The sequence below is a fragment of the Janthinobacterium sp. 64 genome (genome assembly GCF_002813325.1).
GTDB lineage: Bacteria > Pseudomonadota > Gammaproteobacteria > Burkholderiales > Burkholderiaceae_D > Janthinobacterium.
The window spans coordinates 5,272,322-5,299,305 of the sequence record NZ_PHUG01000001.1 but is presented as its reverse complement, the minus strand read 5'-3'; the positions used below and the strand labels follow the sequence as shown (position 1 = coordinate 5,299,305).

Genomic DNA, 26,984 nt, shown 5'->3' with positions numbered 1-26,984 from the left:
CAGATTCAGTCAGCGCCGTCCTGTTGCAACAAACGCGCCTGCTGCGCCACGCTGCGCGCCAGTGCGGCCAGCGCCGCCTGTATCTGGCCGCCATCGAGCACCGAGGCCTGCAGCAGGACCATCATCGCAGCCTCCGCGCCATGCAAGCCCAGGGTGCGGCAACCGAGATGCAGCCGTTCCAGTTGCTGGCGCGCCTGGGCCGGTTCGCCGCGCGCCAGCAAGGCGTCGACCTGTTCGCTGGCGGCGCCCACCTGCGCCTGGAAACCCGTCAGATAGGCCTGCAAGCGTTCGCCGTCGATGCCGAGGCGCTGCAAGGTGTCGCGCGGCGCCTCGGCCGGCAATGCGGAGACGTCGAAGCAGGCATCGATATGCTGGCGCACCTGCTCCGGCAGGAATGGCTTGACGATGTAGCCCGCGGCGCCAGCCTGCACGGCGTCGCGCACCGTGTCCTGGTCATTCGCCGACGACACCAGCACCAGCGGCATGGCATCGAGCGCGCTGTCGGAGCGGATTTTCTGCAGCAGCTCCATGCCGGACAGGCGCGGCATGCGCAAATCGCAGAAGCACAGCGACGGGCGCAAGCCGCCTTCGAGCTGCTCCCACGCCGCCGCGCCATCTTCGGCTTCCACGATATCGTGCACGCCGCAGCTGTCGATCAGATGCATCAATACCATGCGCGACACGACATCATCGTCAACCACCAGTACTTTCATTGCTTTCTCCATAGGCGGCAGCGTCACGGTGCCTGGCCATATTCTACCCAGTTTGGCCGCGCGCTCGATGGCCGGCATTGCCTATTTTACATTTCCTTGCCCGAAACGGCTATTTGCGCCAACAGTGCGCGCAATCGCGGCAAATGCAGGGCCACTTGCGTCCAGCGCCCGCCGTCGGCCGCCTCCTCCATTTCCGTGCACAGCATGTGCAGCTGCGTTTCATCGAGATAGGCGGCGCTGCCCTTCAAACCGTGCAGCAGGCGCCCGGCGTTGTCCCTGTCCTGCGCCGCCAGGGCGGCGTCGAGTTCGCGCAAACGTCCCTCCAGGTCGGCGACGAAGGCGACGCGGATGCGCCGTTGCAGCTCACCGCTGCGGATGGACTGGGAAGGCGGCGCGGCGGGAGCAGCGGGCGCGATGCCGAACAGGGCATCGAGTTCGGCCTGCCCCCGCGCGCTGGCGCGCGGCGCGTCCGACGGCATGCGCGGCAACATGAAACCGCGCTGCAGCTGGCGCTCGATGGCGCGCGCCAGCAAGCCATGCAGCGCCGCCTCGTCGACCGGTTTGCTGAGGAAATCATCCATGCCGACGCCAAGATAGCGGCTGCGGTCTTCCTCGCTGGCGTTCGCCGTCAGGGCCACGATCATCAGTTCCTGGTCGCGCACGGGCTGGTCCGGCCAACCGCCCACGCGGATCAAGCGCGTCGCCGTGGCGCCGTCCATCTCCGGCATGCGCCCGTCCATCAGGATCAGGTCATAGCGCGTATGCACGCAGGCCGCCACGGCCAGCACGCCGTTGGCGACCACGTCGACCCTGTGCCCCAGTTCTTCGAGCATGACGCGGATGATGATCTGGTTGGTGGGGAAGTCTTCCGCGCACAGCACGCGCAACTGGTGGCTGTGCGGCGCCAGCGCCACCTGCGGCACCAGCGGCGGCGCCACGCCATCGGCCAGCGGCAAGGTGAAGGCAAAGGTGCTGCCCTGCCCTGGCGTGCTGGCCACTTCGATCTCGCCTTCCATCAATTCGACCAGCTGGCGGCAGATCGCCAGGCCCAGTCCCGTGCCGCCGTAGCGCCGCGTGGTGCTGGCGTCGGCCTGCTCGAACTTCTGGAACAGGCGCGCCATCGCGTCCGCATCGATGCCGATGCCGCTGTCGCTGACGCTAAAGCGGATCAGGTTGACACGGCGCCCGCCGCTGCCGCTGGCCACGCCGGCGCGCTCGACGCAGACGCTGACGCCGCCGCGCTGGGTGAACTTGAAGGCATTGCCGACCAGGTTGACCAGCACCTGGCGCAGACGGGTCGGGTCGCCCACCACGAAGGGCGGCAAGTCGGGCGCGAAATCGATGGAGAAACCGATGCTGCGCGCGGCCGCCTGCTCCTCGAACAGGGTGACGACCGTCTCGATCGCCGCACCGAGTGCGAAGTCGATGTTTTCGATACTCAGCTTGCCCGCCTCGATCTTGGAAAAATCGAGCAAGTCATTGATGATCACCAGCAGCGACTGGGCGTTGGCCTGGCCGCGCAGGATCTGCTCGCGCGTGGCATCGTGCAACTGCTCGTCGCGCAGGGCAAAGCCCAGCATGCCGATCACGCCGGCCAGCGGCGTGCGCATCTCGTGGCTCATGTTGGCCAAAAATTCCGACTTCTGGCGCGTCGCATCCTCGGCCTTGCGCTTGGCCTGGCGCAGGCTTTCCTCGTTTTTCGTCAGGCTGCTGTTGACTTGCGCCAGCTTTTCCGACTGGGCCAGCACTTCGATTTCCTTGCTCTGCAGCTCGGCCGTGCGTTCACCGACCAGTTTTTCCAGCTCGTTCTGCTGGCGCCGCAACGCGCGCACGCGCTGGCGGTAGGCGCCATAGATGGCGCCCAGCAGCAGCGCCGCCATCAGGGTGCGGAACCACCAGGTTTTCCAGAACGGCGGCAAGATCGTGATGGCCAGGGTGGCGCCGCTCTCGTTCCACACGCCGTCCTTGTTGGCCGCCTTGACGCGAAACACGTAGTTGCCGGCATCGAGGTTGGTGTAGGTGGCAAAGCGCCGCCCCGCATCCGTCATGACCCAGTCCTGGTCGAAGCCTTCGAGCCGGTAGGCGAACATATTGCGCTGGGGCGCGGCGAAATGCAGGGCCGCAAATTCCAGCGAAAAGACGCTTTCGCGGCTGGTCAGCATCAGCTCCCGTGTATGGTCGATGGCCGTCCTGAGCACGTGCGCGAATTCGCCGCGGCCGATGGCCACCGGCTTGTTGAAGATCTGCAGTTCCGTGATGGCCACCAGCGGCGGCACGCGGTTGTCGTGGATATCCTGCGGCACGAACGCCGTCATGCCGTTAAAACCGCCGAAATACATGGTGCCGTCGGACGCGCGCAGGGCCGCGCCATCGAAGTACGAGCCTTCCACGGTGCCGTCGGCGCTGTCGTAGTTGCGAAACAGGCCGCTGCGCATGTCGAGCCGCGTGATGCCGCTATTCGTGCTCAGCCACAGCTGCTCATTGTCGTCGCCGAGGATGCTGGCGACGGCATCATCGGCCATGCCATCCTTGCGCAGGAAGCGCCGGAAGCGGATATCACCCTTCGCATCGACATCCATGCGGTTCAGGCCATTGGCCGTGCCCACCCACAGCACGCCGCGCTTGTCCTCGTGCAGATAGTGCACCTCGTCGTGGCTGAGGCTATGCGGGTTTTGCGGATCGTGGCGAAAATGGCGGAAGTGGCCCGTGGCGCGGTCGAGCAAATCGAGGCCGTGGAAGGAGCCTATCCACAGCCGCCCCTTGCCGTCTTCCAGCACGGGCCGCACCATGTTGTCGGACAGGCTGTTCGGGTTGGCCGGATCGTGGCGGTAAGTGGTAAAGGTCCGGCTGGCGGGGTCGAAACGGTGCACGCCACCCCGCGTCGAGACCCACAGCATGCCGCTGCGGTCGCTCACGACATTGCGGATGGTGTCGCTGTTCGGGTCGCCGGCGGCAAAGCGCATGGTAAAGAAACGCCCGAGTGCCGGATCGAAGCGGTGCAAGCCCGTCGAGCCGCCCACCCACAGCACGCCGTCCGGCGCCTTGTACAGGGTGGTGACCTGCTCGTCGCGCGACATGCCGGGCGAGCTGCGCAGGTCGAACAGGCGCGAGCTGCCGTCGCGCGTGTCGTACAGTTTCAGGCCGCCCTTGGTGGCCAGCCACAGTTTGCCATTGCCCGCGTCGGCCACGGCGCGCACTTTCTTGTCCGCCAGCGCGCCCACATCGCCGGGCGCGCGCGCCATGCGCGAAAAGCCGCCGCTGCCCAGGTCGACCCGGCTCACGCCGTTGTACCAGGAGCCGACCCAGAAGGTGCCCGCGCGGTCGCGGTACAAGGATGACAGCTGGTTGTCGGCGACGCTGAACTTGTCGCCCGTCTGATGGCGGTACTGCAGGAAGGTGTCGCTCTCGGGCAGCCAGCGGAACAGGCCATCGGCATTGCTGCCCAGCCAGACGGTGGCGTCGATATCCTGGTACAGGCTGGCCACGCGGATGGCGGAAAAGCCCTGTTTTTCATTCAGGCGCAGGCGTGACTGCGGCGCCTGGCCGGCGCCTCCCAGGCGCCAGCGCTCGGCGCCGGCCATGGTGCCGATCCACAGATTTTGCTGGCGGTCCACCAGCAGCGACTGGATCACATTGTATTTTGAACCGGGCTGCGTGTCGACGGCGAAATGCTCGAAGCGGTTGCTGCCCGGCGCCAGCATGTCCAGGCCCGTGACGGTGCCGATCCACAGGCGCTGTTGCGCGTCCAGCGCCAGCGCCTTGATTTCATTGTCGCCCAGGCTATGCGGGTTGCCTTCTTCATGGTGCCAGGTGCGGAAGGTGCCCGTGGCAGGATCGAAATGCTGCAAGCCGTCCGAGGTGGCGATCCAGAAGCCGCGCGCGCCATCGTCGAGGATGGCGTGGATGTGACGGTTGCCGTTGCCGCGCTTGCTCTTTTCGGCCGGGGCGTAATGCGTGAAGGTCTGGCTGGCGGGGTCGAAGCGGTCCAGGCCATTGTCGGTGCCCACCCACAGCTGCCCCTGGCTATCGACGTGCAGTTCGCCGACCCAGTTGTCGGCCAGGCTGGTCTTGTCGCCCTCGATATTCTTGTAGACGACCATGCGATAGCCGTCGTAGCGGCTCAGGCCAGACTGGCTGCCGAACCACATATAACCCTGCCGGTCCTGGGCGATGGCCAGCACCGATTCCTGCGCCAGGCCCTGCTCGACGCTGAGCTGATCGAAACGCAGGGTGGGCGCAGGCGCCGCCGCGGCCCATCCGCCCACCATGAAAATCAACAGTAAGGCAACATCGAAAACACGTCGAAATACCAGCACGATCGTCCTGTCAAAAAAAACGCGAAAACTCCGGCAACTGCTCCGGGGGCCGTCTCAAGAACCAAAAAACGCCAGTACATCGTCCTTGCGGGCCTGCGTATCGCGCTGTCCAAGACGGATCAGCTCGTTAGTATACGTCGATTCGAACAATAAATACGATGCCAGCGCCGCGCCGCGCGCTTCGGCCGCGCCGATGCCCGACAACATGGTGCGGATGGGACGCGGCAGACTGCCGATATGCCGGCTGGCGATGGCGTCGAGCCGTTCGGACGGCGCGATGACCAGCAATTCCACGGGCCGCAAGGCCGTCTTGCCCAGCAACTCGGGCGGCAGCATCGACAGGGTCAGGTTGATGCGGTTCAGGCGCTCGATGTCGACGGCCAGGCCATCGAGAAAGATCGACGACAGCGCGTGCCCGGCGATCTGCGCCAGGCTCGGGTAGCGCGCCGCTTCGGCCGCGGCGGGCGCCGGTTCCGTCATGCGCCCCGCCCCCACCACCAGCACCTTGTTCGCGCCCAGGTGGATGGCCGGCGAAATCGGCGCCAGCTGGCGCATGGAACCGTCGCCGCAGTATTCGCGCTGGCCGCCCACGTACAGCGGCACGGCAGGAAAAATGAAGGGAATCGCCGCCGACGCCAGCAAGTGCTCCACGCCGATCTGGTCCGGCAAGGCCAGGCGCTGCGTACGCACCCACGGCGCGATATCCTCGGCCGTCTGGTAAAACGTCATGTGGCGGCTGCCCGAATACGACGACGCCGTCACGGCCAGCGCATGCAGCAGCCCATCGGCCAGCGCCGCGTCCAGGCGCGGCAGGTCGAGCATGCGGTGCAGCAGGCTGACCAGCGGGGTATTGTCGAGCAGGGAACTGGGCGGCGAGGCATGCCACTGGCGCAGCAGCCAGCCGAACGACAGCAAGGACAGCCAGCGCGCGCCCGAGCGGATCACGCCCAGCGAATCGGCCCTGTACACTTGCTCGACTTCGATGTGCTGCCACACGTCGAGCAGCTTTTGCACGCCTTCGCCAAAATTATCGGCGCGGCAGGCCAGCGCCGTGGCGTTGATGGCACCGGCCGATGTACCGCAAATGATGTCGAAGGGATTGCGCGCCGGCGCCCAGCCCGCTTCCCACAGAATCGCCGAAATCGCCTGCAGCACGCCCACCTGGTAAGCGGCACGGGCGCCCCCTCCCGTGAGTATCAAGCCTGTTTTATTTTGCATTCCCATGCAGGCAGATTAGCAGGGTCTTGATACTTTGTGGAAAAGATTCGGGGGTGATTAGTCTCCTCGAACCATCCCTTCTCTTCTCGGGTCCGCCCCCCCAAACCAGAAATCCTTGCCGTGCGCATTCAGGCGCATGATGCCCTGCAGGCCGGAATTCTGTTCGATGACGCGCACCTCATGGCCCATCGCTTGCAGTGCCTCGACCTGGGCGGCAGGCGCGCGGCCCTTTTCCAGCTCCGTGGGGCCATTGCGGCTGCCGAAGTTCGGCAGGTTGATCGCCTGCTGCACGTTCAAGCCCCAATCCATGGTGCCGACGAGGACCTTGGCGACATAGTTGATGATGGACGAGCCGCCGGGCGACCCTGTCGCCAGCACCAGCTTATGCGTGCCCTTTTCAAACACCAGCGTGGGCGACATGGCGCTGCGCGGGCGCTTGCCCGCTTCGACCCGGTTGGCGATGGGGCCAGCGGCATCGCGCGAATCGAACGAGAAATCCGTCAGCTGGTTATTGAGCAAAAAGCCGTCGACCATCTGGCGCGAGCCGAACGCGTCTTCCACGCTCGTGGTCATCGACAGGCCGCCGCCAAAAGCGTCGACGGCTACCAGGTGCGACGTCGACGGGCGCTGCAAGGCGTTGTCCATGCCCCACGCCACCTGCATGCCGGGCGGCGTGCCGGGCATGGCCTTGCCCGTGGATTTGTCGCCGATCAGCGAGGCGCGCTGCGCCAGATAGGATTTATCGAGCATCGAGGCGACGCCATTGCCCGGCAGCGGCACGAAGTCCGTGTCGGCCACGTAGCGGTTGCGGTCCGCGTAGGCCAGGCGCCCCGCTTCCGAAAACAAATGGATCGCCTGCACATCGAGCACGCCGTCGACGGGCGCATACGGGCGAATGTCCTTCACTTCCAGCATGCCCAGCATCTGCGCGATGGCGATGCCGCCCGCCGATGGCGGCGGCATGCCGCACACGGTCCAGGCCTTGTAATCGCTGCAGACGGGTTCACGCACCTTGGCGCGGTAGCCGGCGATGTCTGCCGCCGTCAGCTTGCCCGGATTGGTCGGATGCGACGCCACCTTGGCGGCGATGTCGCGCGCGATGCGGCCGCTATAAAAAGCGTCGGCGCCGCCGCGGGCGATCTCGCGCAGGGTGCGCGCCAGTTGCGGGTTTTTCAGCACATGGCCGACGGGCCAGGGCTTGCCCTCTTTGTCATAGAAATACGCGGCAGCGACAGGGTCGCGCTTCAGGGCCTGGTCCCAGCTTAACAGGCCGTTGAGGCGCTGGCTGACGGGAAAGCCGCCGTGCGCCAGTTTGATGGCGGGGCCGAACAGAGTCGCCCACGGCAGCTTGCCGTGTTCCTTGTGCGCCAATTCGAGCATGCGCAGCACGCCCGGCGCGCCCACGGAACGCCCGCCCACCACGCCCGTGGCGCGCGAGACGGGGCTGCCGTCCGCATTCTGGAACAGGTGTTCATCGGCGGCGGCCGGCGCCGTTTCGCGCCCGTCGAATGCCTGCACGCCCTTGGCCGTGGAGTACAGCAAAAAGGCGCCGCCGCCGATGCCCGACGATTGCGGCTCGACCAGGGTCAGCACCAGCTGCGTGGCGATGGCGGCGTCGATGGCGCTGCCGCCCTTTTTCAGCATCTGGTAGCCGGCATCGGCGGCCAGCGGATTGGCTGCGGCGACCATGAATTTCTGCGCCGCCCAGCCACTTTTTTCCGCATACGCGGTGGCGATTTCCGGCGCCTTTTGCGGCACTTCCGCAAAGGAAGGATGGGCAGCCAAGGCTCCCAGCAAGGTCAGGCTCAGCGCCAGCGGCTTCAATGTGATCATGCTTACTCCGGTAAAGATACCCGGGTATGCTACCTCAAATGCCGGCCACGGCGCTGCACCCCGGCCGAGGGCTTACTTCGGCTGCATGCGGATGGCGCCGTCCAGGCGGATAGTTTCGCCGTTGAGCATGACGTTTTCCACGATGGCTTGCACCAGTTGCGCGTATTCGCCCGGCTTGCCCAGGCGCGATGGGAACGGCACCATCTTGCCCAGCGCATCCTGCACTTCGGCCGGCATGCCCAGCAACATCGGCGTCTCGAAAATGCCGGGCGCCACCGTCATCACGCGGATGCCGTTGCGCGACAAATCGCGCGCCATCGGCAGGGTCAGTCCCACCACGGCCGCCTTCGACGACGCATACGCGGCCTGGCCGATCTGGCCATCGTAGGCCGCCACGGACGCCGTGTTGATGATGATGCCGCGCTCGCCCTCAGCGGTCGCATCCTGCTTGGCCATGGCATCGGCCGCCAGGCGGCACATATTGAAGGTGCCGACCAGGTTGATGTTGACGACTTTCTGGAACAGGGCCAGCGGATGCGGGCCGTCCTTGCCCACGGTTTTCACGGCTGGCGCCACGCCGGCGCAGTTGACCAGGCCGCGCAAGGTACCGAGCTTGATAGCCGCTGCCACCACGGCCATGCCGTCTTCTTCCGACGTCACGTCGCACTGCACGAACACGCCGTTCAGTTCAGCGGCCAGCGCCTGGCCCGCCTCCGTCTGCACATCGGCCAGCACGACCTTGCCGCCAGCGGCCGTCAGCATGCGCGCCGTGGCCGCGCCCAAACCCGATGCGCCGCCCGTGATGATGAATACATTGTCCTGAATCTGCATGAAATCTCCTGAGTAATAAGTGCCGTGTTCCCGGCGCCTGATGGTTGCATGGTGCCATAGTTACGTTTACGTAAACGTAATGTCGACGACAATTGTAGCCATTTTTGCGCTCACCGAGCGAAAACTTGCAACACCAGCCAGTGGCAGGGTTAAAAACACTGGATGAAAGCGCCGTTGCGATGGCAGATGCGCCCGTTGGCGTCGAGCGTGGCGTTGCCCGCGCCGTTGTAGCGCGCGCCGGCCGCATCGCGGCAGCCGCCCGTGTCGCATGCGCCGATGGGCTGCGGCGCACGGGGCATGGGCACGGCCGGGCTAGGCGGCAGGGGCGCCATGGGCACGACGGGCGGCGCAGGCTGAGCCGGCATGCGGCCAATTACCTGTGCCACGGAACGGCGCGGCTGCACGGGCGGCGCCGGACGGCATGGTTCCACGGCCAGCTTGCCGCTGTCGCGCGGGTCGAGCTGGCACACGGGCAAATCATCGGAAGCGGCCGGCTCCCGGGCGTCTGCATGGCCGCCAGCGAGCAGCAGGGCACAGGCCAGCGCCGGTATGGTTTTGATCATCGTTTTCATGCCACCTCCCCATGCATCGATCATACCGCTTTCATTATTGGCACACATGGCGTCAGATGCCATGCACACACTGCAACAGTGTTTTATTTCCTTTCAGCACTTTCCTTCTTGCCAGGATGGCATTACAATAAGAACGATTCTTATTCTCATTCGCGGAATAGGGGCGCAGTTTATTGCATTTTCAACCATTTATACCCGAGCCACCCGGAAGGCAGCCAGGAAAAAACAACATCCGGAAAGTTCACCATGACCAAGCGCAGTCCCGCCTTCGCAACCTTCGCAGCCCCCGTCGCCACTCCCGCCCGTGCTATCCATTCCACCGCCCTGCTCCTGCCCTGCCTGCTCTCGCTGGCCGTCGGCAGCGCCTGGGCCGAAGGCACTGTGGCCGCCGATCCCACCATGAACACGGTGGTCGTCACTGCGTCCGGCACGGCCATCGACATCAAGGATGCGCCGGCCAGCATCAGCGTCATCACGCGCGAGGAAATCGAGCGCCAGCCCGTGTATGACTTGAACACCCTGCTGCGCCGCATCCCCGGCGTGACGGGTGGCACCAGCCCCACGGGCGAGGAATCGAAGATCAAGCTGCGCGGCTTGCCCGATAAATACACCCTGATCCTGGTCGATGGCAAGCGCATGGGCAGCTCGGCCGACACGGCTTACCGTCCCGATCTGGGACGCCAGGACTTGAACTGGATCTCGCCCGAGATGATCGAACGCATCGAAGTGGTGCGCGGCCCCATGTCTTCGCTGTACGGCTCGGACGCCATGGGCGGCGTGATCAACATCATCACGCGCAAGGTGCCGGGCAAGTGGAATGGTTCGGCCACGGCCAACTACACGCAGCCGCAGGACAGCGGCCGCGGCACGGCGCACCAGCTGGGCGTGAACCTGGCCGGGCCCCTGTCGGAGTCGGTGGGCATGCGCCTCGGCGTGGCGCAATCGAAGCAAAATCCCGATGAGCGCAGCAGCGGCAAGGCGGGCGGCATTGGCGGCGAGCGCAACCAGACCGTGACCGGTCAGCTGAACTGGGCGCTGAATAACAAGCACAGCCTGTCGCTGGACGCCAGCTATGGCCGCCAGGAAGCGAGCGATTCGCCCACGGTGGACGCAAAAGGCAGGCCACTGTTCGGCGCCTGGGGCGCCAGCAAGCTGATACGCAAGAGCGCCAGCCTCGGCTATGACGGCCGCTACGATTTCGGCAAGGCCAAGGTCAATCTGTACCACAACGATTATGACAACCAGTTCATCGGCACGGTGGCCAAGTCCAAGGACAGCACGCTGGACGCAACCCTGGAGAAACGCCTGGGCTGGGGCATCGAGCAATTATTGGTGATGGGCGGCCAATGGAAGCATCAGGAATTGACGAATACGGACACCATCGGCACCGTGCCCACCGATTACCTGGGCAATCCCGTGAGCGGCGCGACCTTGTCCGGCACCACCTCGGCCCTGTTCGCGGAAGATCAGCTGTTCCTGCGCGAGGACTTGACGGCCACGGCTGGCCTGCGCCTCGATCACCACAGCAAGTTCGGCAACCACTACAGCCCGCGCCTGTACCTGGTGTACCACCCACTGCCTGCCTGGACCATCAAGGGCGGTGTGTCGCAAGGCTTCCGCGCCCCCAGCCTGAAGGAAAATGCACCGGGCGCCGCCACCCAATCGGGCGGCAACGGCTGCAACGGCTTGCGCCCGATGGGCTACATCACGGGCGGCTGCTACATGGCCGGCAATGCGGACTTGAAGCCGGAAACGAGCACGGCGGCCGAATTCGGCGTGGCGTACGAACACAACGGCTGGGATGCAGGGCTGACGTATTTCCACACGGATTTCAAGAACAAGATCGACTACACGCCGCTGGGCTTCTTCCAGGGACAATGGTGGACCAAGATGACGAACATCCAGAAGGCGCGCACCAGCGGGCTGGAAGGCACGTTGACCATTCCGCTGACGAAGAACCTGAACTGGCGTAACAACCTGACCTACATGGCGGAAGCGAAAAACCTGACCACGGGTGTCAACCTGCTGTCGACGCCGAAAGTGTCGCTGTATTCGGCGCTGGGCTGGCAAGTGAACGACCAGTTGTACGGCGAAGTGTCGGCCCAGTACACGGGCAAGGAACTGGACGCCGAAACGCGCTCCGCGACGCGCCGCAAGCCCAACAAGGCTTACACCATCGTCGACGCGATCATGTCTTACAAGATCACGCCCAACTGGACCGTGCGCGGCGGCGTGGAAAATCTGCTCAAGAAGGGACCGGCCAACGACGGCCTGGTCACCTACTACGTGCCGGGACGGCGCATGTTTGTCGGCCTGACGTCGCGCTTCTAATCGGCTAGTAGCGGGGCGGCGGCGTATCGGGCGGCGGCGTGGCGGCATTGGCCGGCACGCCGCCCAGCATCTGCCCGGCCACGGGCACCTTGTGGCCGCTCGCATACATGCATTGCAGGTAAGCGTCGTCGTAGCGGCGCTGCATGCCATACGCGGAACTGTCGGCCGCGCCCGTGCCGGCCAGCGCGCCAAAGACCAGCCCCGTGCCGGCACCCACGCCGGCGCCATGGCCGCCATCGATGGCGGCGCCGGCCACCGCACCGAGCACCGTGCCCAGGGCCGCGCTGCGCACGCCGCTGTCGGCCGCGGCCTGCTGCGCCGAACTGCCGCCCAGCTGCGCCTGCGCGTAGCCGCGGCAATGGACATCATCGCCCTGGAATTGCGCGAAACTCTTGCCCGTGCCGGGCAACACCATGGCCGACGGCCCTTGCGGCATCACCGTGCATGCCGCCAGCACAAGGGGCGCCAGCACGCCCACACACACTGCGCCTGTTTGTCCATTCATGTCGCACCTCGCCTTCAGCGCACGCTGCCCGGCGCCACAGCGCGCCACGGCAGCGTGCAACTTGTCACATAGGGATAATAGCCTTGCGGCTGGCGGCAGTAGTACCACATCGGCGCCGTCGGCACCGCGCCCTGCTCCACATACACGGGCGGCGCGACGGGCAGCGGCGTTACCACGACCGTGCGTCCGTACGGATGGCCATACCACGGGTCGCCGTACCAGCCCGGCCCGTAGCCCCAGCCAGACCCCAGCCACACACCCACATGCGAGCGGCCATGCAAATGGCCGTGACCGTGACCGTGATGGTGGCCGTGAAAGCCATGTCCGCCGGGAGCGGCCCAGGCACTGCCGGCCAGCGCCAGCGCCGCAGCCAGCATCAGCCAGCGCCGCTTGTTGTCCTTGTTCATGATGCCTCCTGTCCTGTGCTGCCTGAAGTAACTGCTTCATTATTGGCAGGCGGCCGGCGCAGGCAAGGCGCTGTAACAATTGCTCACTTTTGATACGCGCGCGATATGGAAGCCAGGAAATTTTGAGATGCCCGACGTAAAAACAGCCCTTGGGAACGGGGCTGTTTGACGTGGGGTTTATTGCGCCGGCAAGCTTTGCACGGGTGTGGCCGGCGCCATGATGGGCGGCACGGGCGCGTGGATGGGCGCCGGCGCCTTGACGGCCAGCCAGCCCGTGGCCGGCAGCAGCGGCACCAGCAGCAGGGCCACGATATTGATGATCTTGATCAAGGGGTTGACTGCCGGGCCGGCCGTATCCTTGTACGGGTCGCCCACCGTGTCACCCGTGACGGCGGCCTTGTGCGCGTCCGAACCCTTGCCGCCGAAATGGCCATCCTCGATGTATTTCTTGGCATTGTCCCAGGCGCCGCCGCCCGTGGTCATGGAGATGGCCACGAACAGGCCAGTGACGATGGTCCCCATCAAGAGCCCGCCCAGCGCCGCCGGCCCCAGCAGCATGCCCACGACGATGGGCACCACCACGGGCAGCAGGGACGGCACGATCATTTCGCGGATGGCTGACGCCGTCAGCATGTCGACGGCCTTGTCGTACTCGGGCCGCGCCGTGCCTTCCATGATGCCCTTGATGTCGCGGAACTGCCGCCGCACTTCCACCACCACGGCGCCGGCCGCGCGGCCCACGGCTTCCATCGCCATGGCACCGAACAGATACGGTATCAGGCCGCCGATGAACAGGCCGACGATGACCATGGGGTTCGACAGGTCAAACGTGATGTGCTGGCCCACGGATTCAAGCGCATGCGTGTAGTCGGCGAACAGCACCAGCGCGGCCAGCCCGGCCGAGCCGATGGCATAGCCCTTGGTGACGGCCTTGGTGGTGTTGCCCACTGCGTCGAGCGGGTCGGTGATGGCGCGCACGGAGTCGGGCAGGCCCGACATTTCCGCGATGCCGCCCGCGTTATCCGTGATGGGGCCATACGCGTCGAGCGCGACGATGATGCCCGCCATCGACAGCATGGCCGTGGCCGCGATGGCGATGCCGTACAGGCCGGCCAATTGATACGAGACGAGGATGGCGATGCAGACGGCCAGCACCGGATACGCGGTGGACTTCATCGACACGCCCAGGCCGGCGATGATGTTCGTGCCGTGGCCCGTCGTCGACGCTTCGGCGATGTGGCGCACGGGCTTGAAGTCCGTGCCCGTGTAGTACTCGGTGATGTACACCATCAGGCCCGTGAGCACGATGCCGACGACGGTGGCGCCCAGCATCTTGTAGCGCATGGCATCGTCGGGCCACAGCAGCCAGGTGACGACGGCAAAGCCGACCAGTGACAGGCCGGCGGCCCACCACAGTCCCGTGTACAGGGCCGACATGATCTTCGCGCCCGGTTTTGTTTTCACCATCGAGCAGCCGACGATGGACGCGAGGATGGAGACGGCGCCCAGCAGCAGCGGATAGATGATGGCCGTGCTGCTGGCCTCTGCCATCAGCAAGGCCCCCAGCAGCATGGTGGCGATCAGGGTCACGACATAGGTTTCGAACAGGTCGGCCGCCATGCCGGCGCAGTCGCCCACGTTGTCGCCCACGTTGTCGGCGATGACGGCAGGGTTGCGCGGATCATCCTCGGGGATGCCCGCCTCGACCTTGCCCACCAGGTCCGCGCCCACGTCGGCGCCCTTGGTGAAGATGCCGCCACCCAAACGCGCGAAGATGGAAATGAGCGAGGCGCCGAAGGCCAGGCCGATCAAAGGCTTGATCAAATCATGCTGGGTCAGGCCGGGCGCGCCCGTCGTCACCAGCAGCCAGTAGAACAGGGTCACGCCCAGCAAGCCCAGGCCGACCACCAGCATGCCTGTGATCGCGCCGCCCTTGAAAGCCACGTTCAAGGCCTGGTTGATGCCCAGGGTGGCCGCCTGCGCCGTGCGCACATTGGCCCGCACCGAGACATTCATGCCGATGAAGCCGCAGGCGCCCGAGAGCACGGCGCCGATCAAAAAGCCCAGCGCGGTGTGCAAGCCCAGCAACAGGTAGATGGCGATCAGCAGCACCACGCCCACAAACGCGATGGTGCGGTACTGGCGCGCCAGGTAGGCGGCCGCGCCCTGCTGGATGGCCAGCGCGATTTCCTGCATGCGCGCGTTGCCGGGATCCTGCCGCAGGATCCAGCTGCGCGACACCAAACCGTAAATGACTGCGACCACGCCGCAGGCTACCGCAAACCACAAACTGGCTGCCATATCGTCCCCTTCTGTTTTTATCCGACGTCATTGCCAACAGCTGCAGACCGCACCGGGTAGGCACGCGCAACCAGGAAAACACGACCTGCAAAAAACCTGAACCACGAAAACGTTATGCATCCAGCCATGCTGGCAGTCTGCCTGAAAAGCGGGCAGAAAAAAAGCGGACACTCAGGTCCGCTTTTAAAAACTGCTTATTCCGCCAGGGCGGCAAAGGCGCTGTCGCGGATTTGCTCGACCGGACCGACGCCGGCGATGCGGCGGTATTTCGGTGCGCCCGGCAGACCGGACTTGGCCCAGTCGTTGTAGTAGCCGAGCAAGACCTTGGTCTGGTTGTGGTACACATCCAGGCGCTTCTTGACCGTTTCGGCCTTGTCGTCGTCGCGCTGGATCAGCGGTTCGCCCGTGATGTCATCGACACCGTCGACCTTCGGCGGATTGAACTTGACGTGGTAGACGCGGCCCGAACCCGGGTGGCTGCGGCGGCCGTCCATGCGCTCGATGATCGAAGCGTCAGGCACGTCGATTTCCAGCACGTAGTCGACATTGATGCCGGCATCTTTCATGGCGTCCGCTTGCGCGATGGTGCGCGGGAAGCCGTCGAACAGGTAGCCATTGGCGCAATCGGCTTCCTGCAGGCGATTCTTGACCAGGCCGATCATGATGTCGTCCGACACGAGGCCGCCCGCGTCCATGACTTTTTTCGCTGCCAGGCCCAGTTCCGTGCCTTCCTTGATCGCCGCGCGCAGCATGTCGCCCGTGGAGATTTGTGGAATGTTGTATTTTTCTTTGATGAAGTTAGCTTGGGTGCCCTTGCCGGCACCGGGTGCTCCTAAAAGTATCAGACGCATTGAAAGTTCCTAAAAAACAGATTTTGGATGGTGGTATGTGTAATTATTTTTTTTTAGATGATGTTGCTATGACTATCTTTCCCTACGAAACTTACCACAAAAAATCCCCGGAACGCCAGTTTGCTATCGAATTGCCATGCTCTGATTGATCAAAGCCAGCAATTAGCGAGACGGACGTTTCAAAATGTGGTTTTTACTGCAGGCGCACAAATTATATTTGCACGCCTGCCGTTTTGCGGGTAACGCGTTACAGAACGCCGTAGTGGGCTTGCACCCTGGCAAGATCTTCCGGCGTGTCGACACCGGCAGCCGGCGCGCTATCGGTCACATGCACGGCGATGGCATAGCCATGCCACAGCACGCGCAACTGCTCCAGCGCCTCGATGGCCTCCAGCGGCGAAGCGGAGAGCGTGGGATACGTTTGCAAAAAAGCATTGCTGTAGGCATACAGGCCGATATGGCGCAGCGGCACATAGCCGGCCGGCAGGCTGTCTTTCGACTGCGCGAAGCCGTCGCGGTGCCACGGAATCGTCGCGCGCGAAAAATACAAGGCGCGGCCGTTCTTGTCCAGCACGACCTTGACCACGTTCGGATTGAACGCATCCGGCACATCGTGCAGCGGATGCGCGCACGTGGCCATGGGCACGGTACTGCTGATCTGCGCGGCGCAGGCGGCCAGCAGGGAAGGATCGATCAACGGCTCGTCGCCCTGCAGGTTGACGACGACAGCGTCCGGCGGCAAGGCGAGCGTGCGCGCCACTTCGGCGATGCGGTCCGTGCCCGACGGATGGTCGCTGCGCGTCATGCACACTTCCACGCCATGCGCGACGCAGGCGGCGCGAATGGATTCATGGTCGGTGGCGACGATGACGCGCGCGGCGCCAGACAGGACTGCCTGCTCGGCCACGCGCACCACCATGGGCTTGCCGCCCAGGTCGGCCAGCGGCTTGCCCGGCAAGCGCGTCGAGGCCAGGCGGGCCGGGATGATGACGATGAACGCCATCGTTATTCCACTGCGTCTTGTAGCGTGCGCGCTTCGTCCGCCCACATGATGGGGATGCCATCGCGGATCGGATAGGCCAGGCGGTCGGCGCGGCAAATCAGTTCCTGCGCCTTCTTATCGTGTTCAAGCGGACCCTTGCAAACAGGGCAGACCAGGATATCAAGCAGTCGAGCGTCCACGACATTTCTCCACAATTTGTTGGGCCAGCGCGCCATCGATGCGCGCGCTGACGGGGACGACCCACAGTCTCGGGTCGTCTTTGAGATGTTCAATTTGCGCACATTTTACTGCATCCTTCTCGGTGATCAAGATCAGATCCGTGTCGAGTGCCGCAAATGGCTGGTCGAGGAAGTCGTGATGGTCGGGCAAGGGCAGTTCCGTAAAATCCAGTCCGGCCCCGCGCAGCATGGCAAAGAAGCGCTGCGGATTGCCGATACCGGCCGCCGCGACGATGCGCTGGCCGCTGGCCGCCAGGGTGGCAAGCGGCAGGCATTCGCTGCGGTTCGTCAAGCGTTCAGCCACCCCGCCATCGAGCCGCATCTGCACCACCAGGCCGCCCTTGGGCGCGACCTGGTCCACCAGGGCCGGCGCCAGCTCGGCCGCATTAATCACCGTCACGTCGCGACGGCGGCGCGGCGATTCGCGCAAAGGCCCCGCCGGCAGCAGCCAGCCGTTGCCCGCGCCGCGGCCGTCGAACAGCACGATTTCCACGTCGCGCCGCAAGGCGTAATGCTGCAAGCCGTCGTCCGTCACCAGCACGTCGACGTCGGGATGCGCGGCCAGCAGCGCCCTGCCGGCTTGCGCGCGGTCGCGGCCCACCATCACGGGGCAGCCGCCGCGCTGGAAGATCAGCAGCGGCTCGTCGCCCACCTGCTGCGGCGTCGAAGCGGCGCTGACGGCGCGCGGCAGCCGGTCGGCGCTGCCATGGCCGCGTGAAATGACGCCCGGGCGCATGCCCGCATCGCGCAAGGCTTGCACCAGCCAGATCGTCAGCGGCGTCTTGCCCGTGCCGCCGATAAAAATATTGCCGACGACGACGACGGGCACGGGCAGGCGCGTCGACGTCAACACGCCGGCGCGGTACAGGCCGCGCCGCACGGCGCTCAGGGCGCCGAACAGCAGGGAGACGGGCCACAGCGCGCACGCCAGCGGGCCGCGCCGCAGCCAGGCGCGGGTCAATGTGGATTCAAGCTTGGCGGGGGAAGGTGTGGGCATGGGGTATTCATGAAAAGGGAGCGCAAAGGAAGGCTGGGGTCAGACCCGGCGGGTCTGACCCCGTGCGGAGAACGCTACTTGCTGCCACCGGCCTGCGCCGCAAACGTCAGCTTTTCATAGCCGGCCAGGCGCGCCGCTTCCATCACGTGGACGACCATCTGGTGCATGGCAAACTGGTCGGCGTTGACCACCACGACGGGCGTCTGCGCGGGCGCCTTGCCGCCGTTGGCTGTTTTTGCCGCGTTTTGCAGGGCATCGGCCAGGCCGGCCACGTCGCGGAACGAGACCGGTTCGCGGTTGACCGTGTAATTGCCCTTGGCATCGATGGTGACGTCGATCTGCTGCGGCTTGTCCTTGGCTTGCTCGGCGTCGGCCGTCGGCAAGGTGATCTGCAGTTCCGTAAACTTGCTGTAGGTGGTGCTGACCATCAAAAAGATCAGGATCACCAGCAGCACGTCGATGAACGGGATCAGGTTGATTTCGGGGTCTTCACGCCCCTTGCCTTTGCGGAAGTTCATTGGCGGCCACTGTGGACGATGTCGACGAACTTGACCGCTTGCTGCTCCATGTCAATGACGAAGCTGTCGACGAGGGCGCGGAAGTGGCGGTAGAAGACCAGGGCCGGCATGGCGATGGCCAGGCCGAAGCCCGTGTTGTACAAGGCCACTGAAATACCGTGCGCCAATTGTGCGGGATTCGAACCGCTGGCGTTTTGCGAACCGAAGATTTCAATCATGCCCACCACCGTGCCGAACAGGCCCATCAGCGGCGCCAGGGTGGCGATCGTGCCCAGGGTCGTCAGGAAACGTTCCAGCGTGTGGGCCACGCCACTGCCCGCCTCTTCGATCGATTCCTTCATCACCTCGCGCGGTGCGTCGACGTTGCGCAGGGCGGCGGCCAGCACCACGCCCAGCGGCGAATTGCCTTCCAGCTTGGCCACCGTGTCCGGCGTGATCTTGCCGTTGCGATACACCAGCACCACTTCATCGAACAGCTTGCGGGGCAGAATCTTGGCGCGTCGCAAATACAGCAGGCGCTCGATGATCAGGGCCAGGGCGACGATGGAAGCGATCAGCAACAGCCAGATGGGCCAGCCAGCGGCTTGAAATATAGCGAGCAAAAGAAACTCCTGGTAAAGGGAAGGCGGTGAACCGCCCGGACAGCCTGTATTGTACCGAGCGCCGAAGAGCGATGGCATGTCGGCGCGGGAATGGCGCAATGTAGCGCGTTGCCGCGCCGGCGGCAAGTGGCGCCCGCATGCGTACTTGTCCACACCGCGCGGCGGGCGGGCGCGGCGAGCGCACAGTTTTGCACACTTTGTGTGGATAAGATTGTGAGCAAGCATGAAGTGCTGCACGTAAGTACTTGATTTACATGAACAATATCGCTCTGCGCAAAATACAGGCATAGCAGCTTATCGGCAGTAGTCAATGTCAATAAATTAATGATTACAGAGTTCTGCACATTAACTGTGGACAAGATTGTGCGCAAAGCCAAGGAATTCAATTAAGCCATTGATTTTAAACGACATTAAATCAATGCACAAAAAAGTGGCAAACGGAGCGACACATGCGGCATTTTCAGCGTCAAAGTTCTGCACACAATCTGTGGACAAGATTGTGCGCAAGCGCAAGAATAGACGCCAAGTACCTTGATTTATATCGTTTTTATTTCCCTGCGTAAAAATGTAGCAGGGCGTGAAAAGCGGAGGTTTTCATGCCAAAAACTATCGCCAAACAATACTTTTCCACCGAGAATGCAGTTCCACACATAAAGTGTGGATAAGATTGTGAGCAAGCCGATTGACTCCACGCAAGACCCTTGATTTAAAAGGAGTTTTTTTCAATGCTTAAAAATGAGGCAGCAATTCGGCATGTTCGCGCGGTGGAAAACCCGGACAAGCCGCGAAACGGTTTATGCAGTTTTGCACACATTCTGTGGATAAGATTGTGAGCAAGGCCTAGGCACGAATGCTACACCCTTGATTTGTATGGTTATTTTTATGCTGCGCAAAATTCAGGCAAGCCATGCCTTGGGCGTTTCAGTGGATAATTCCAGCGCTGCACCAGAGTTCTGCACATTTTTTGTGGATAAGATTGTGCGCAAGGCCATGCATGGCATACTAAGCGCTTGATTCCTATGTACTTTATTTCAGTGCGTAAAAATGTAGCAGGGCATTTTCCTTTGTCGAAAGGGGCCTGTCCGGCAACAATTGTCCACGGCAAAAAGTTCCGCACACTTTCTGTGGATAACTTTGTGCGTAAGTGGCACGGGCTTTACTGATGTGCTTGATATTAAAGGTTTTTTTCCCTGTGCACGCAAATCAGGCATACGGGAATTCTGCATGAAATCAAATACTTAGAAATAGAACTTGTTGTTTTGCACGATATATGACATAAGCATGACCTCGCCGATAATATGTGGACAGTTTCCTCCCCCATAGCACCAGATGATGACCGATACTCCAACTGACAGCGGCTTTGCCGCCCCGCCCGTGCTGACCGTCAGCGCCCTGAACCAGGCCGTCGCGCGCCTGCTCGAACGCTCGTTCCCCCTGACCTGGATCGCCGGCGAGATTTCCAACTTTACGCGCGCCGCTTCCGGCCACTGGTACTTCACCTTGAAGGACGATGGCGCCCAGGTGCGCGCCGTGATGTTCCGTGGCCGCGCGCAGTTTGCCGGCTTCACGCCACGCGAAGGCGACAAGGTGGAAGTGCGCGCCCTCGTCACCCTGTACGGCGCGCGTGGCGATTACCAGATCAACGTCGAAGCCATCCGCCGCGCCGGCGTGGGCGCCCTGTACGAAGCGTTCCAGCGCCTGAAGGAAAAACTGGCCGCGCAGGGCCTGTTCGACCAGGAACGCAAGCGCGCCATTCCCATGTTCGCGCGCAGCATCGGCATCGTCACCAGTCCGCAGGCGGCCGCCCTGCGCGACGTGCTGATCGCGCTCAAGCGCCGCGCGCCACACGTGTCCATCATTCTGTACCCCACGCCCGTGCAGGGCCAGCAAGCGCCGGAAAAAATCGCGCACGCCATCCGCACTGCCTCCACAAGGGCCGAGTGCGACGTGCTGCTGGTATGTCGTGGCGGCGGCAGCATCGAAGACTTATGGTCGTTCAACGATGAAGCCGTCGCCCATGCGATCGCCGATTGTTCCATGCCGGTGATCAGCGGCGTGGGACACGAGACCGATTTCACCATCGCCGACTTCGCGGCTGACCTGCGCGCGGCCACGCCGACGGCGGCGGCCGAACTGGCGGCCACGCCGCGCGCCGACTGGATGGCTTCCCTGCGCGCCGATGCTGCCGATCTGCGCCGCGCCATGCGCCGCCGCCTCGACGATGCGGCGCAAACGCTGGATCGCCACAGCCGCCGCCTGCTCAACCCGAAGGCGCAGCTGCAGCAGCAGCGCTTGCAACTGCTGGCCCTGTCGACGGCCATGACGCATGCGGCGCGCGCGCCCGTGAACCAGTCGCAGTACGCGCTCGAACGCCTGCGTTCGCGCTGGGCCGCCTTGCGGCCCGACGTCACGGCGCCGCGCGCCCGCCTCGCGGACATGCAGCGGCGCGGCGGCGCGGCCATGGTGCAACTGGTGGCGCAGCGGCGCCACCGCCTCGACGGCCTGGCGGCGCAGCTGGAACTGCTCAACCCCCAGCGCACCCTGGAACGCGGCTACGCCATCCTGCGCGATGAAAAGGGAAATATCGTGCGCTCGCCGGCCCAGTTGCAGGCGCGCCAGAACGTCAACGTACGCCTGGCCGAAGGCAGCGCGCAGATCGGCATCGCCAGCGTGCAAGCGACATTAGAGTAAAAAAGGCCGGGGAAGAACCCCGGCCCAACACCTTCCCTACTGAGTGGACTGCTACTGCAACGGCTCTTTCACACGACCTGATTAAAACTTCATCGACACGCGCGCGCCAAACGTGCGCGGTGCGTTGTAGAAGGCGCCGTAGATCTGCTGCGTCGGCTGGCATGGCATGCCCACGTCCGTGCAGATTTCATTGACGTCCAGCTTGACCGCCTTGTCGGTGGCGTTCTGCACGAACGCTTCCACCGTATAGGCCTTGTTGGCCGGCTGGAAGCGCAGGCTCAGGTCCAGCGTGGTGTACGCTTCCTGGCGCTTGACGCCGGCGTGGCCCGGCACGTCGCCGTTGAACGCGCCCGCGCCCACGTACGACATGGTTTCATAGTGCACCGAAGCGCGCGGCGTGAGCTGGCCGCCGGCGACACTGAAATCATGCTCGTACTGGACGGTCGTGGAAAACTTCGGCGCATGCTTCATGGTGCTGCCGCCCACGTTCACCAGTGGCGCCGTCGAGCCGCAGGACTGGCCATTCGCGCGCGCCGCATCGACGTCGCACGACATGAAATCATCGTACACGGCTTTGAGCCAGGTAGCGTTGCCCGTCAGGCGGTCGACCTTCGTTGGGCGCCACACCCACTCCGCTTCCAACCCCTTGACGGTGGCGCCAGCCGCATTGAAGTTGGCCAGCACGCTGTTGACCACCTGCGATTCGAGCTTGTCCTTGTACTTCATCAAAAACGCATCGAGGTTCAGGGTCAGTTCGCGGTTCAGCAAGTCCGACTTGAAGCCGATTTCATAGCTGGTCAGCTTTTCCGGCTTGGTGGTGGCACCGCCGTCGCCGATGGCCGGCGAATGGAAGCCCGTCGTCACGGAACCGAACAGCAAAATGTCCGGGCGCAGCTTGTACTCGATGCGGCCCAGCCAGGTGGCCTGGCCGTATTTCAGGTCGGCCGTATTGTCGCCCGGCGTATTGCCGCAGGCGGCGGCAGTGATGGCGCCGCCCGGTCCGATATTGTGCGTATTGGCCAGGCCCGTGCCGGGCGTGACCAGCTGGCGCAGCTGGTCGGCAGTGAGTACCGTGGTGCCCAGCGGCGTGTTGGCGGGCCAGTTCGGGCAAGCCCAGTTCTTGCCGCCGACGTCGAATTTATGGTCTTTCGTGTAGCGCGCGCCGGCCGTCAGCTTGAGCGTATCGGTCAGCTGCTGGCTGACCTGGCCGAACACGGCTTTCGATTTGAGCTGGCGGTCGCCCTGGATGAAGGACATCGAGGACGCGTACTGGCCCACGGTCGGCTGCACGAAAATCACGGCGCCGTTGGCGATATCCTGCTGCACGGCCGCCTGCGAAATCTGGCTGCGGTCGATATCGAAGCGCACCTTGTTCTTTTCATTGAACAGGAACACGCCGGCCACCCACTGGAACGGCGCATCGTCGTCCGAACGGGCCTGCAGCTCGTGCGAATAGCTGTCGAACTGCGCCCAGTCGGTGCGGTTTTCCGACTTAAAGCCGGGGAACAGGCCCGCATCGGAATCGTTGCTGTTCTGGCGCTTGTAGCGGCTCCAGCTGCCCAGGTACGTGAAGTCCAGCGCATCGGTCGGCTTGTAATTGAGCTTGCCCTTGTAGGTCAGAATCGACTGGTCCAGGGTGCCCGGCGTGTCGATCAGGGCCGAGCGCAGCTTTTCACCGGGTTTCGGTTCGGCCGCCAGGTAGACGTTGCCGGCACCCTGGTCGAGGAAGTAGTCGGCGATGAAGGTGCCGCGCAGCTGCGGCGTGAACTTCCACAGCAGCGAGGCGCGCACGCCCATCTGGTCGCCGGCGCCATACTTGGCCGTGCCCGGCATGACGTTCGAGCCGCGGCGGAAGTCCACCGTGCCGTCATGGCTATCCTTGATGGCGGCGATGCGCAGCGCCACGTCGTCGGACAACGGGATATTGAGCATGCCCTGCGTCTGCAGATGGCGCTTGTCGCCCACGGTGATGCCGGCCGAGCCCATGAACTTGGCCGTGCTCGGCGCGGCCGACACGAGGTTGACGGCGCCCGCCGTCGAATTGCGGCCGTTCAGGGTGCCCTGCGGTCCGCGCGCCACCTCGACGTGACTCAAGTCATACATCAGCGCCGTGGCGCCCTGGGGCCGCGGCGAATACACGCCGTCGACATAGAAGGCGACGGCCGGGTCGCCCAGCTCCGTGTGGTTGGCCGAGCCGACGCCGCGCATGTAGACGTGCACGCCGCCCGAGTCGCCATGCTGTTCGACGACGAGGCTCGGCACCATGGTCGCCAGCGAGGCCAGGTCTTTCACTTGATTGTTTTGCAGGGTGTCCTGGTTGAAAGCGGTGACGGCCAGCGGCGTCTCCTGCACGAAGGTATTGCGGCGCGTGGCCGTGACGACGATGCGGTCCATCTGTTCGGCGGCCGGTTTTGCCGCGTCCGTGGCTGCGGTGTCCTGTGCCAGCGCGGCGCCGCTGCCCAGCAAGATGAACTGGGCGAAGGTCGCATGCGCGAGGCTGAGGGCGATGGTATTGCGTTTGAGCTGTTGCATTGTTGTTGTCTCCTGTACCGCTGGTTAATTGATGATCACATAGCTCTTTGGCTATTGCTGCACATTTTTTGGGTGTCAATCTGAAGTCATGTCGCCTCCGTGCGGGGTCAATGGGTGGCCACGGCGCGCCCGGCCGTGTCAAATAGAAAGGCATGGCCTTCTTCCGGTGCGAAGCCGATGGCGCTGCCCTGCGCCAGGCTGTGGCGCGCCTCGCCGTGCAACTTGATGGCCACCGCGTGCGGGCCGCCGTCGATGCATCCGTCGAGGGTCGCGTGGATGATCTGTGCGTCGCCCAGCTGCTCGATCAGGGTCACCGTGGCGCCGTAGCCCTCGTGGCGCGGCACCAGGCGCAGGTGCTCGGGGCGTATGCCGACCAGCATGCGCGCCTCGCCGCCAAGCTGGCTGGCCAGCGCGGGGACGGCGGCGCACGGCAAAAAGTTCATGCGCAGCGCGCCGATGAAGCCGGCGACGAACTGGCTGGCCGGATGGCGGTACAGGTCCAAAGGCGCCCCCACCTGCTCCAGGTGGCCGCCGTGGAAGACGGCGACCCGGTCGCCGAGGGTCATGGCCTCGACCTGGTCGTGCGTCACGTAGATCATCGTCGTGCCCAGTTCCTGGTGCAGCTTGGCCAGCTCGATGCGCGTCTGCACGCGCAAGGACGCGTCGAGGTTGGACAGCGGCTCGTCAAACAAAAACACCTTGGGCTGTCGCACGATGGAGCGGCCGATGGCCACGCGCTGGCGTTCGCCGCCCGACAAGGCCTTGGGTTTGCGGTCAAGCAGGTGCGTGATCTGCAAAATCTCGGCCACCTTGCCGACGGCGGCGCGCACTTCGGCTTCCGGCTTGCCGGCCAGTTTCAAGGCAAAACCCATGTTGTCGCGCGCCGTCATGTGCGGATACAGGGCGTAGCTCTGGAAGACCATGGCGATGCCCCGCTCGGCCGGCGCCACGTCGTTGGCCAGCAAGTCGCCGATGCGCAGCTGGCCCGCGCTGATGTCTTCCAGTCCCGCGATCATGCGCAGCAGGGTCGACTTGCCGCAGCCGGACGGTCCGACGAAGACCATGAATTCGCCGTCGTGGATATCGAGGTCCAGGCCCTTGACGATTTCCGGGCCGTCGCCGTAGGTCTTGCGGATACCGCGCAGGGAAATGGCGGCCATGTCAGTGCTCCCCGGCCAGGGCAACGGCATGGGATGCGCGCTGGGCGATAATAAAATCGCGGTACCACAGGGCGCTGTCCTTGAAGCTGCGCTGCTGCGTGGCGTAATCGACGTAGACCATGCCGAAGCGCTTGGCGTAGCCCGAGTTCCACTCGAAGTTATCCATCAGGCTCCAGTAGAAATAGCCGCGCACGTCGATGCCCTGCGCAATCACGGCGCGTAAGGCGTCCAGGTGCAGCTGCACGTATTCGATGCGCGGCGCGTCGTGGATCTTGCCGTCGACGGGCTTGTCGGCCACGGCCATGCCGTTTTCCGTGATGTAGACGGGCGGCAGCCGGTATTCGCGGTGCAGGCCGACGAGCAGTTCCGTCAAGCCTTGCGGATAGGTTTCCCAGCCCATGTCGTTGACACCGAGCTTGCATTCGGGCTTGCGCGGCGGCGTCTCGGCGCTCATGAAAGCGCGCGTGTAATAGTTCACGCCGAGGAAATCGATAGGCTGCCTGATATCTATGAAATCGTTTTCAAAGATAGATAAAGCGGAAGCATCTGGGTGTTTCAGGGCCAGGGCCGGGTAGCGGCCCTTGAAGATGGCGTCCATATACCACTGCACCGAGCGCGCATATTCGAGTTCTGCCAGCTCGCGGTCCTGGGCGCTGTCGGTGGCCGGGGTGGCCGTCCATTGATTGAGCACGATGCCCAGCTTGGCGGGCGGATTGACGGCGCGCATCGCCTGCATGGCCAGGCCGTGCGACAGCAGCAGATGGTGCGACACTTGCACTGCGGCGGCCGGGTCGGCCATGCCGGGGGCGAACTGGCCCGTGCCGTGGCCCAGCACGGCCGTGCACCACGGTTCGTTGTGCGTGGCGATGCTGGCGACCTTGTGGCCGAAGCGGCGCGCCACCTCGGCCGCGTAGACGGCGAAGTGGTAGCAGGTGGCGCGATTGAGCCAGCCGCCCTCGTCCTGCAAGGCTTGCGGCAAGTCCCAGTGGTACAGGGTCAGGTGCGCATCGAGTCCCTTGGCGGCCAGCGCGTCGAGCAGGCGGGAGTAAAAATCGAATCCGGCCTCGTTCCAGGCGCCGGAACCCGTCGGTTGCACGCGCGACCAGGACATGGAAAAGCGGTAGGCGTTCACGCCCAGGCTGGCGATCAGTTCCACGTCCTCCGCGTAGCGGTGGTAATGGTCGCAAGCCACGTCGCCATTGCTGCCGTCGATGATCTTGCCATCCGTGTGGCTGAAGGTATCCCAGATGGATGGGCCGCGGCCGTCGATGGCGGCGGCGCCCTCGATCTGGTAGGCGCTGGTGGCCACGCCCCAGGTGAAGGTGGCGGGGAAGTTGGTGTCAATATCGTCGTTATGCATGGTGGTCATGTCAGTGTGAGTGGAT

Annotated in this window: 20 protein-coding genes; 2 read left to right on the top strand and 18 right to left on the bottom strand. The window is 64.1% G+C overall.

Annotation, left to right across the window (positions count from 1 at the left end):
* Positions 1–5: 5 nt before the first annotated feature.
* The 6 genes from CLU91_RS23300 to CLU91_RS23275 form a co-directional block, all read right to left on the bottom strand.
* Positions 6–713 (bottom strand): response regulator, encoded by a 708-nt coding sequence (locus tag CLU91_RS23300; protein ID WP_100876889.1) that lies wholly within the window; start codon positions 711–713, stop codon positions 6–8.
* A gap of 86 nt (positions 714–799) precedes the next feature.
* On the bottom strand, positions 800–4,981 hold the full coding sequence (locus CLU91_RS23295) for a hybrid sensor histidine kinase/response regulator (protein ID WP_100876888.1): 4,182 nt from the start codon (positions 4,979–4,981) through the stop codon (positions 800–802).
* A gap of 102 nt (positions 4,982–5,083) precedes the next feature.
* Entirely contained in the window at positions 5,084–6,253 is a 1,170-nt protein-coding gene (locus tag CLU91_RS23290; RefSeq protein WP_100876015.1) for a patatin-like phospholipase family protein, read from the bottom strand.
* 51 nt (positions 6,254–6,304) lie between these two features.
* Positions 6,305–8,080: a gamma-glutamyltransferase gene (gene ggt / locus CLU91_RS23285; protein ID WP_100876014.1), complete on the bottom strand. Its 1,776-nt coding sequence runs from the start codon at positions 8,078–8,080 to the stop codon at positions 6,305–6,307.
* A gap of 72 nt (positions 8,081–8,152) precedes the next feature.
* Complete coding sequence (locus tag CLU91_RS23280) at positions 8,153–8,911, bottom strand: 3-hydroxyacyl-CoA dehydrogenase (RefSeq protein ID WP_100876013.1); 759 nt, start codon at positions 8,909–8,911, stop codon at positions 8,153–8,155.
* A 149-nt stretch (positions 8,912–9,060) separates the two neighbouring features.
* Positions 9,061–9,483 carry a hypothetical protein gene (locus tag CLU91_RS23275; protein ID WP_157814785.1) on the bottom strand — a complete coding sequence of 141 codons (423 nt, stop codon included), beginning with the start codon at positions 9,481–9,483 and terminating at the stop codon, positions 9,061–9,063.
* Positions 9,484–9,729: 246 nt separating this feature from the next.
* Between CLU91_RS23275 and CLU91_RS23270 the strand changes: the two genes are divergently transcribed.
* On the top strand, positions 9,730–11,814 hold the full coding sequence (locus CLU91_RS23270) for a TonB-dependent receptor domain-containing protein (protein WP_100876011.1): 2,085 nt from the start codon (positions 9,730–9,732) through the stop codon (positions 11,812–11,814).
* A gap of 4 nt (positions 11,815–11,818) precedes the next feature.
* Here CLU91_RS23270 and CLU91_RS23265 read toward each other — a convergent pair whose 3' ends face one another.
* The 9 genes from CLU91_RS23265 to CLU91_RS23225 all read right to left on the bottom strand — a co-directional run bounded on the left by CLU91_RS23265 (position 11,819) and on the right by CLU91_RS23225 (position 19,216).
* Positions 11,819–12,319, bottom strand: coding sequence for a glycine zipper family protein (locus tag CLU91_RS23265; protein ID WP_100876010.1), 501 nt, complete (start codon positions 12,317–12,319; stop codon positions 11,819–11,821).
* A 14-nt stretch (positions 12,320–12,333) separates the two neighbouring features.
* Positions 12,334–12,726, bottom strand: a complete 393-nt coding sequence (locus CLU91_RS23260; protein WP_100876009.1) for a hypothetical protein — start codon at positions 12,724–12,726, stop codon at positions 12,334–12,336.
* Positions 12,727–12,903: 177 nt separating this feature from the next.
* A complete protein-coding gene (locus tag CLU91_RS23255; RefSeq protein WP_100876008.1) occupies positions 12,904–15,027 on the bottom strand; it encodes a sodium-translocating pyrophosphatase in 2,124 nt (707 codons plus the stop codon).
* A 194-nt stretch (positions 15,028–15,221) separates the two neighbouring features.
* The gene (gene adk / locus CLU91_RS23250; protein ID WP_071078917.1) at positions 15,222–15,878 is read right to left on the bottom strand and encodes an adenylate kinase; all 657 of its coding nucleotides are present in this window, start codon (positions 15,876–15,878) and stop codon (positions 15,222–15,224) included.
* Positions 15,879–16,125: 247 nt separating this feature from the next.
* Positions 16,126–16,881 carry a 3-deoxy-manno-octulosonate cytidylyltransferase gene (gene kdsB / locus CLU91_RS23245; protein WP_100876007.1) on the bottom strand — a complete coding sequence of 252 codons (756 nt, stop codon included), beginning with the start codon at positions 16,879–16,881 and terminating at the stop codon, positions 16,126–16,128.
* 2 nt (positions 16,882–16,883) lie between these two features.
* The gene (locus tag CLU91_RS23240; RefSeq protein ID WP_010395789.1) at positions 16,884–17,060 is read right to left on the bottom strand and encodes a Trm112 family protein; all 177 of its coding nucleotides are present in this window, start codon (positions 17,058–17,060) and stop codon (positions 16,884–16,886) included.
* The gene (gene lpxK, locus CLU91_RS23235; RefSeq protein WP_100876006.1) at positions 17,041–18,096 is read right to left on the bottom strand and encodes a tetraacyldisaccharide 4'-kinase; all 1,056 of its coding nucleotides are present in this window, start codon (positions 18,094–18,096) and stop codon (positions 17,041–17,043) included. The genes CLU91_RS23240 and lpxK overlap by 20 nt, the downstream gene beginning before the upstream one ends.
* Positions 18,097–18,170: 74 nt before the next feature.
* On the bottom strand, positions 18,171–18,614 hold the full coding sequence (locus CLU91_RS23230; RefSeq protein ID WP_100876005.1) for an ExbD/TolR family protein: 444 nt from the start codon (positions 18,612–18,614) through the stop codon (positions 18,171–18,173).
* Positions 18,611–19,216, bottom strand: coding sequence for a MotA/TolQ/ExbB proton channel family protein (locus CLU91_RS23225; RefSeq protein ID WP_100876004.1), 606 nt, complete (start codon positions 19,214–19,216; stop codon positions 18,611–18,613). The genes CLU91_RS23230 and CLU91_RS23225 overlap by 4 nt, the downstream gene beginning before the upstream one ends.
* 1,329 nt (positions 19,217–20,545) lie before the next feature.
* On the opposite strand from CLU91_RS23225, the gene xseA reads away from it, so the two are divergent.
* Positions 20,546–21,907 (top strand): exodeoxyribonuclease VII large subunit, encoded by a 1,362-nt coding sequence (gene xseA, locus CLU91_RS23220; RefSeq protein ID WP_100876003.1) that lies wholly within the window; start codon positions 20,546–20,548, stop codon positions 21,905–21,907.
* An 81-nt stretch (positions 21,908–21,988) separates the two neighbouring features.
* Here xseA and CLU91_RS23215 read toward each other — a convergent pair whose 3' ends face one another.
* From CLU91_RS23215 to CLU91_RS23205, 3 genes are all read right to left on the bottom strand, one after another.
* Positions 21,989–24,439 (bottom strand): TonB-dependent receptor, encoded by a 2,451-nt coding sequence (locus CLU91_RS23215; RefSeq protein ID WP_100876002.1) that lies wholly within the window; start codon positions 24,437–24,439, stop codon positions 21,989–21,991.
* Between the two features lie 107 nt (positions 24,440–24,546).
* Entirely contained in the window at positions 24,547–25,599 is a 1,053-nt protein-coding gene (locus tag CLU91_RS23210) for an ABC transporter ATP-binding protein (protein ID WP_100876001.1), read from the bottom strand.
* Between the two features lies 1 nt (position 25,600).
* Positions 25,601–26,968, bottom strand: a complete 1,368-nt coding sequence (locus tag CLU91_RS23205; protein WP_100876000.1) for a GH1 family beta-glucosidase — start codon at positions 26,966–26,968, stop codon at positions 25,601–25,603.
* Positions 26,969–26,984: the final 16 nt, after the last annotated feature.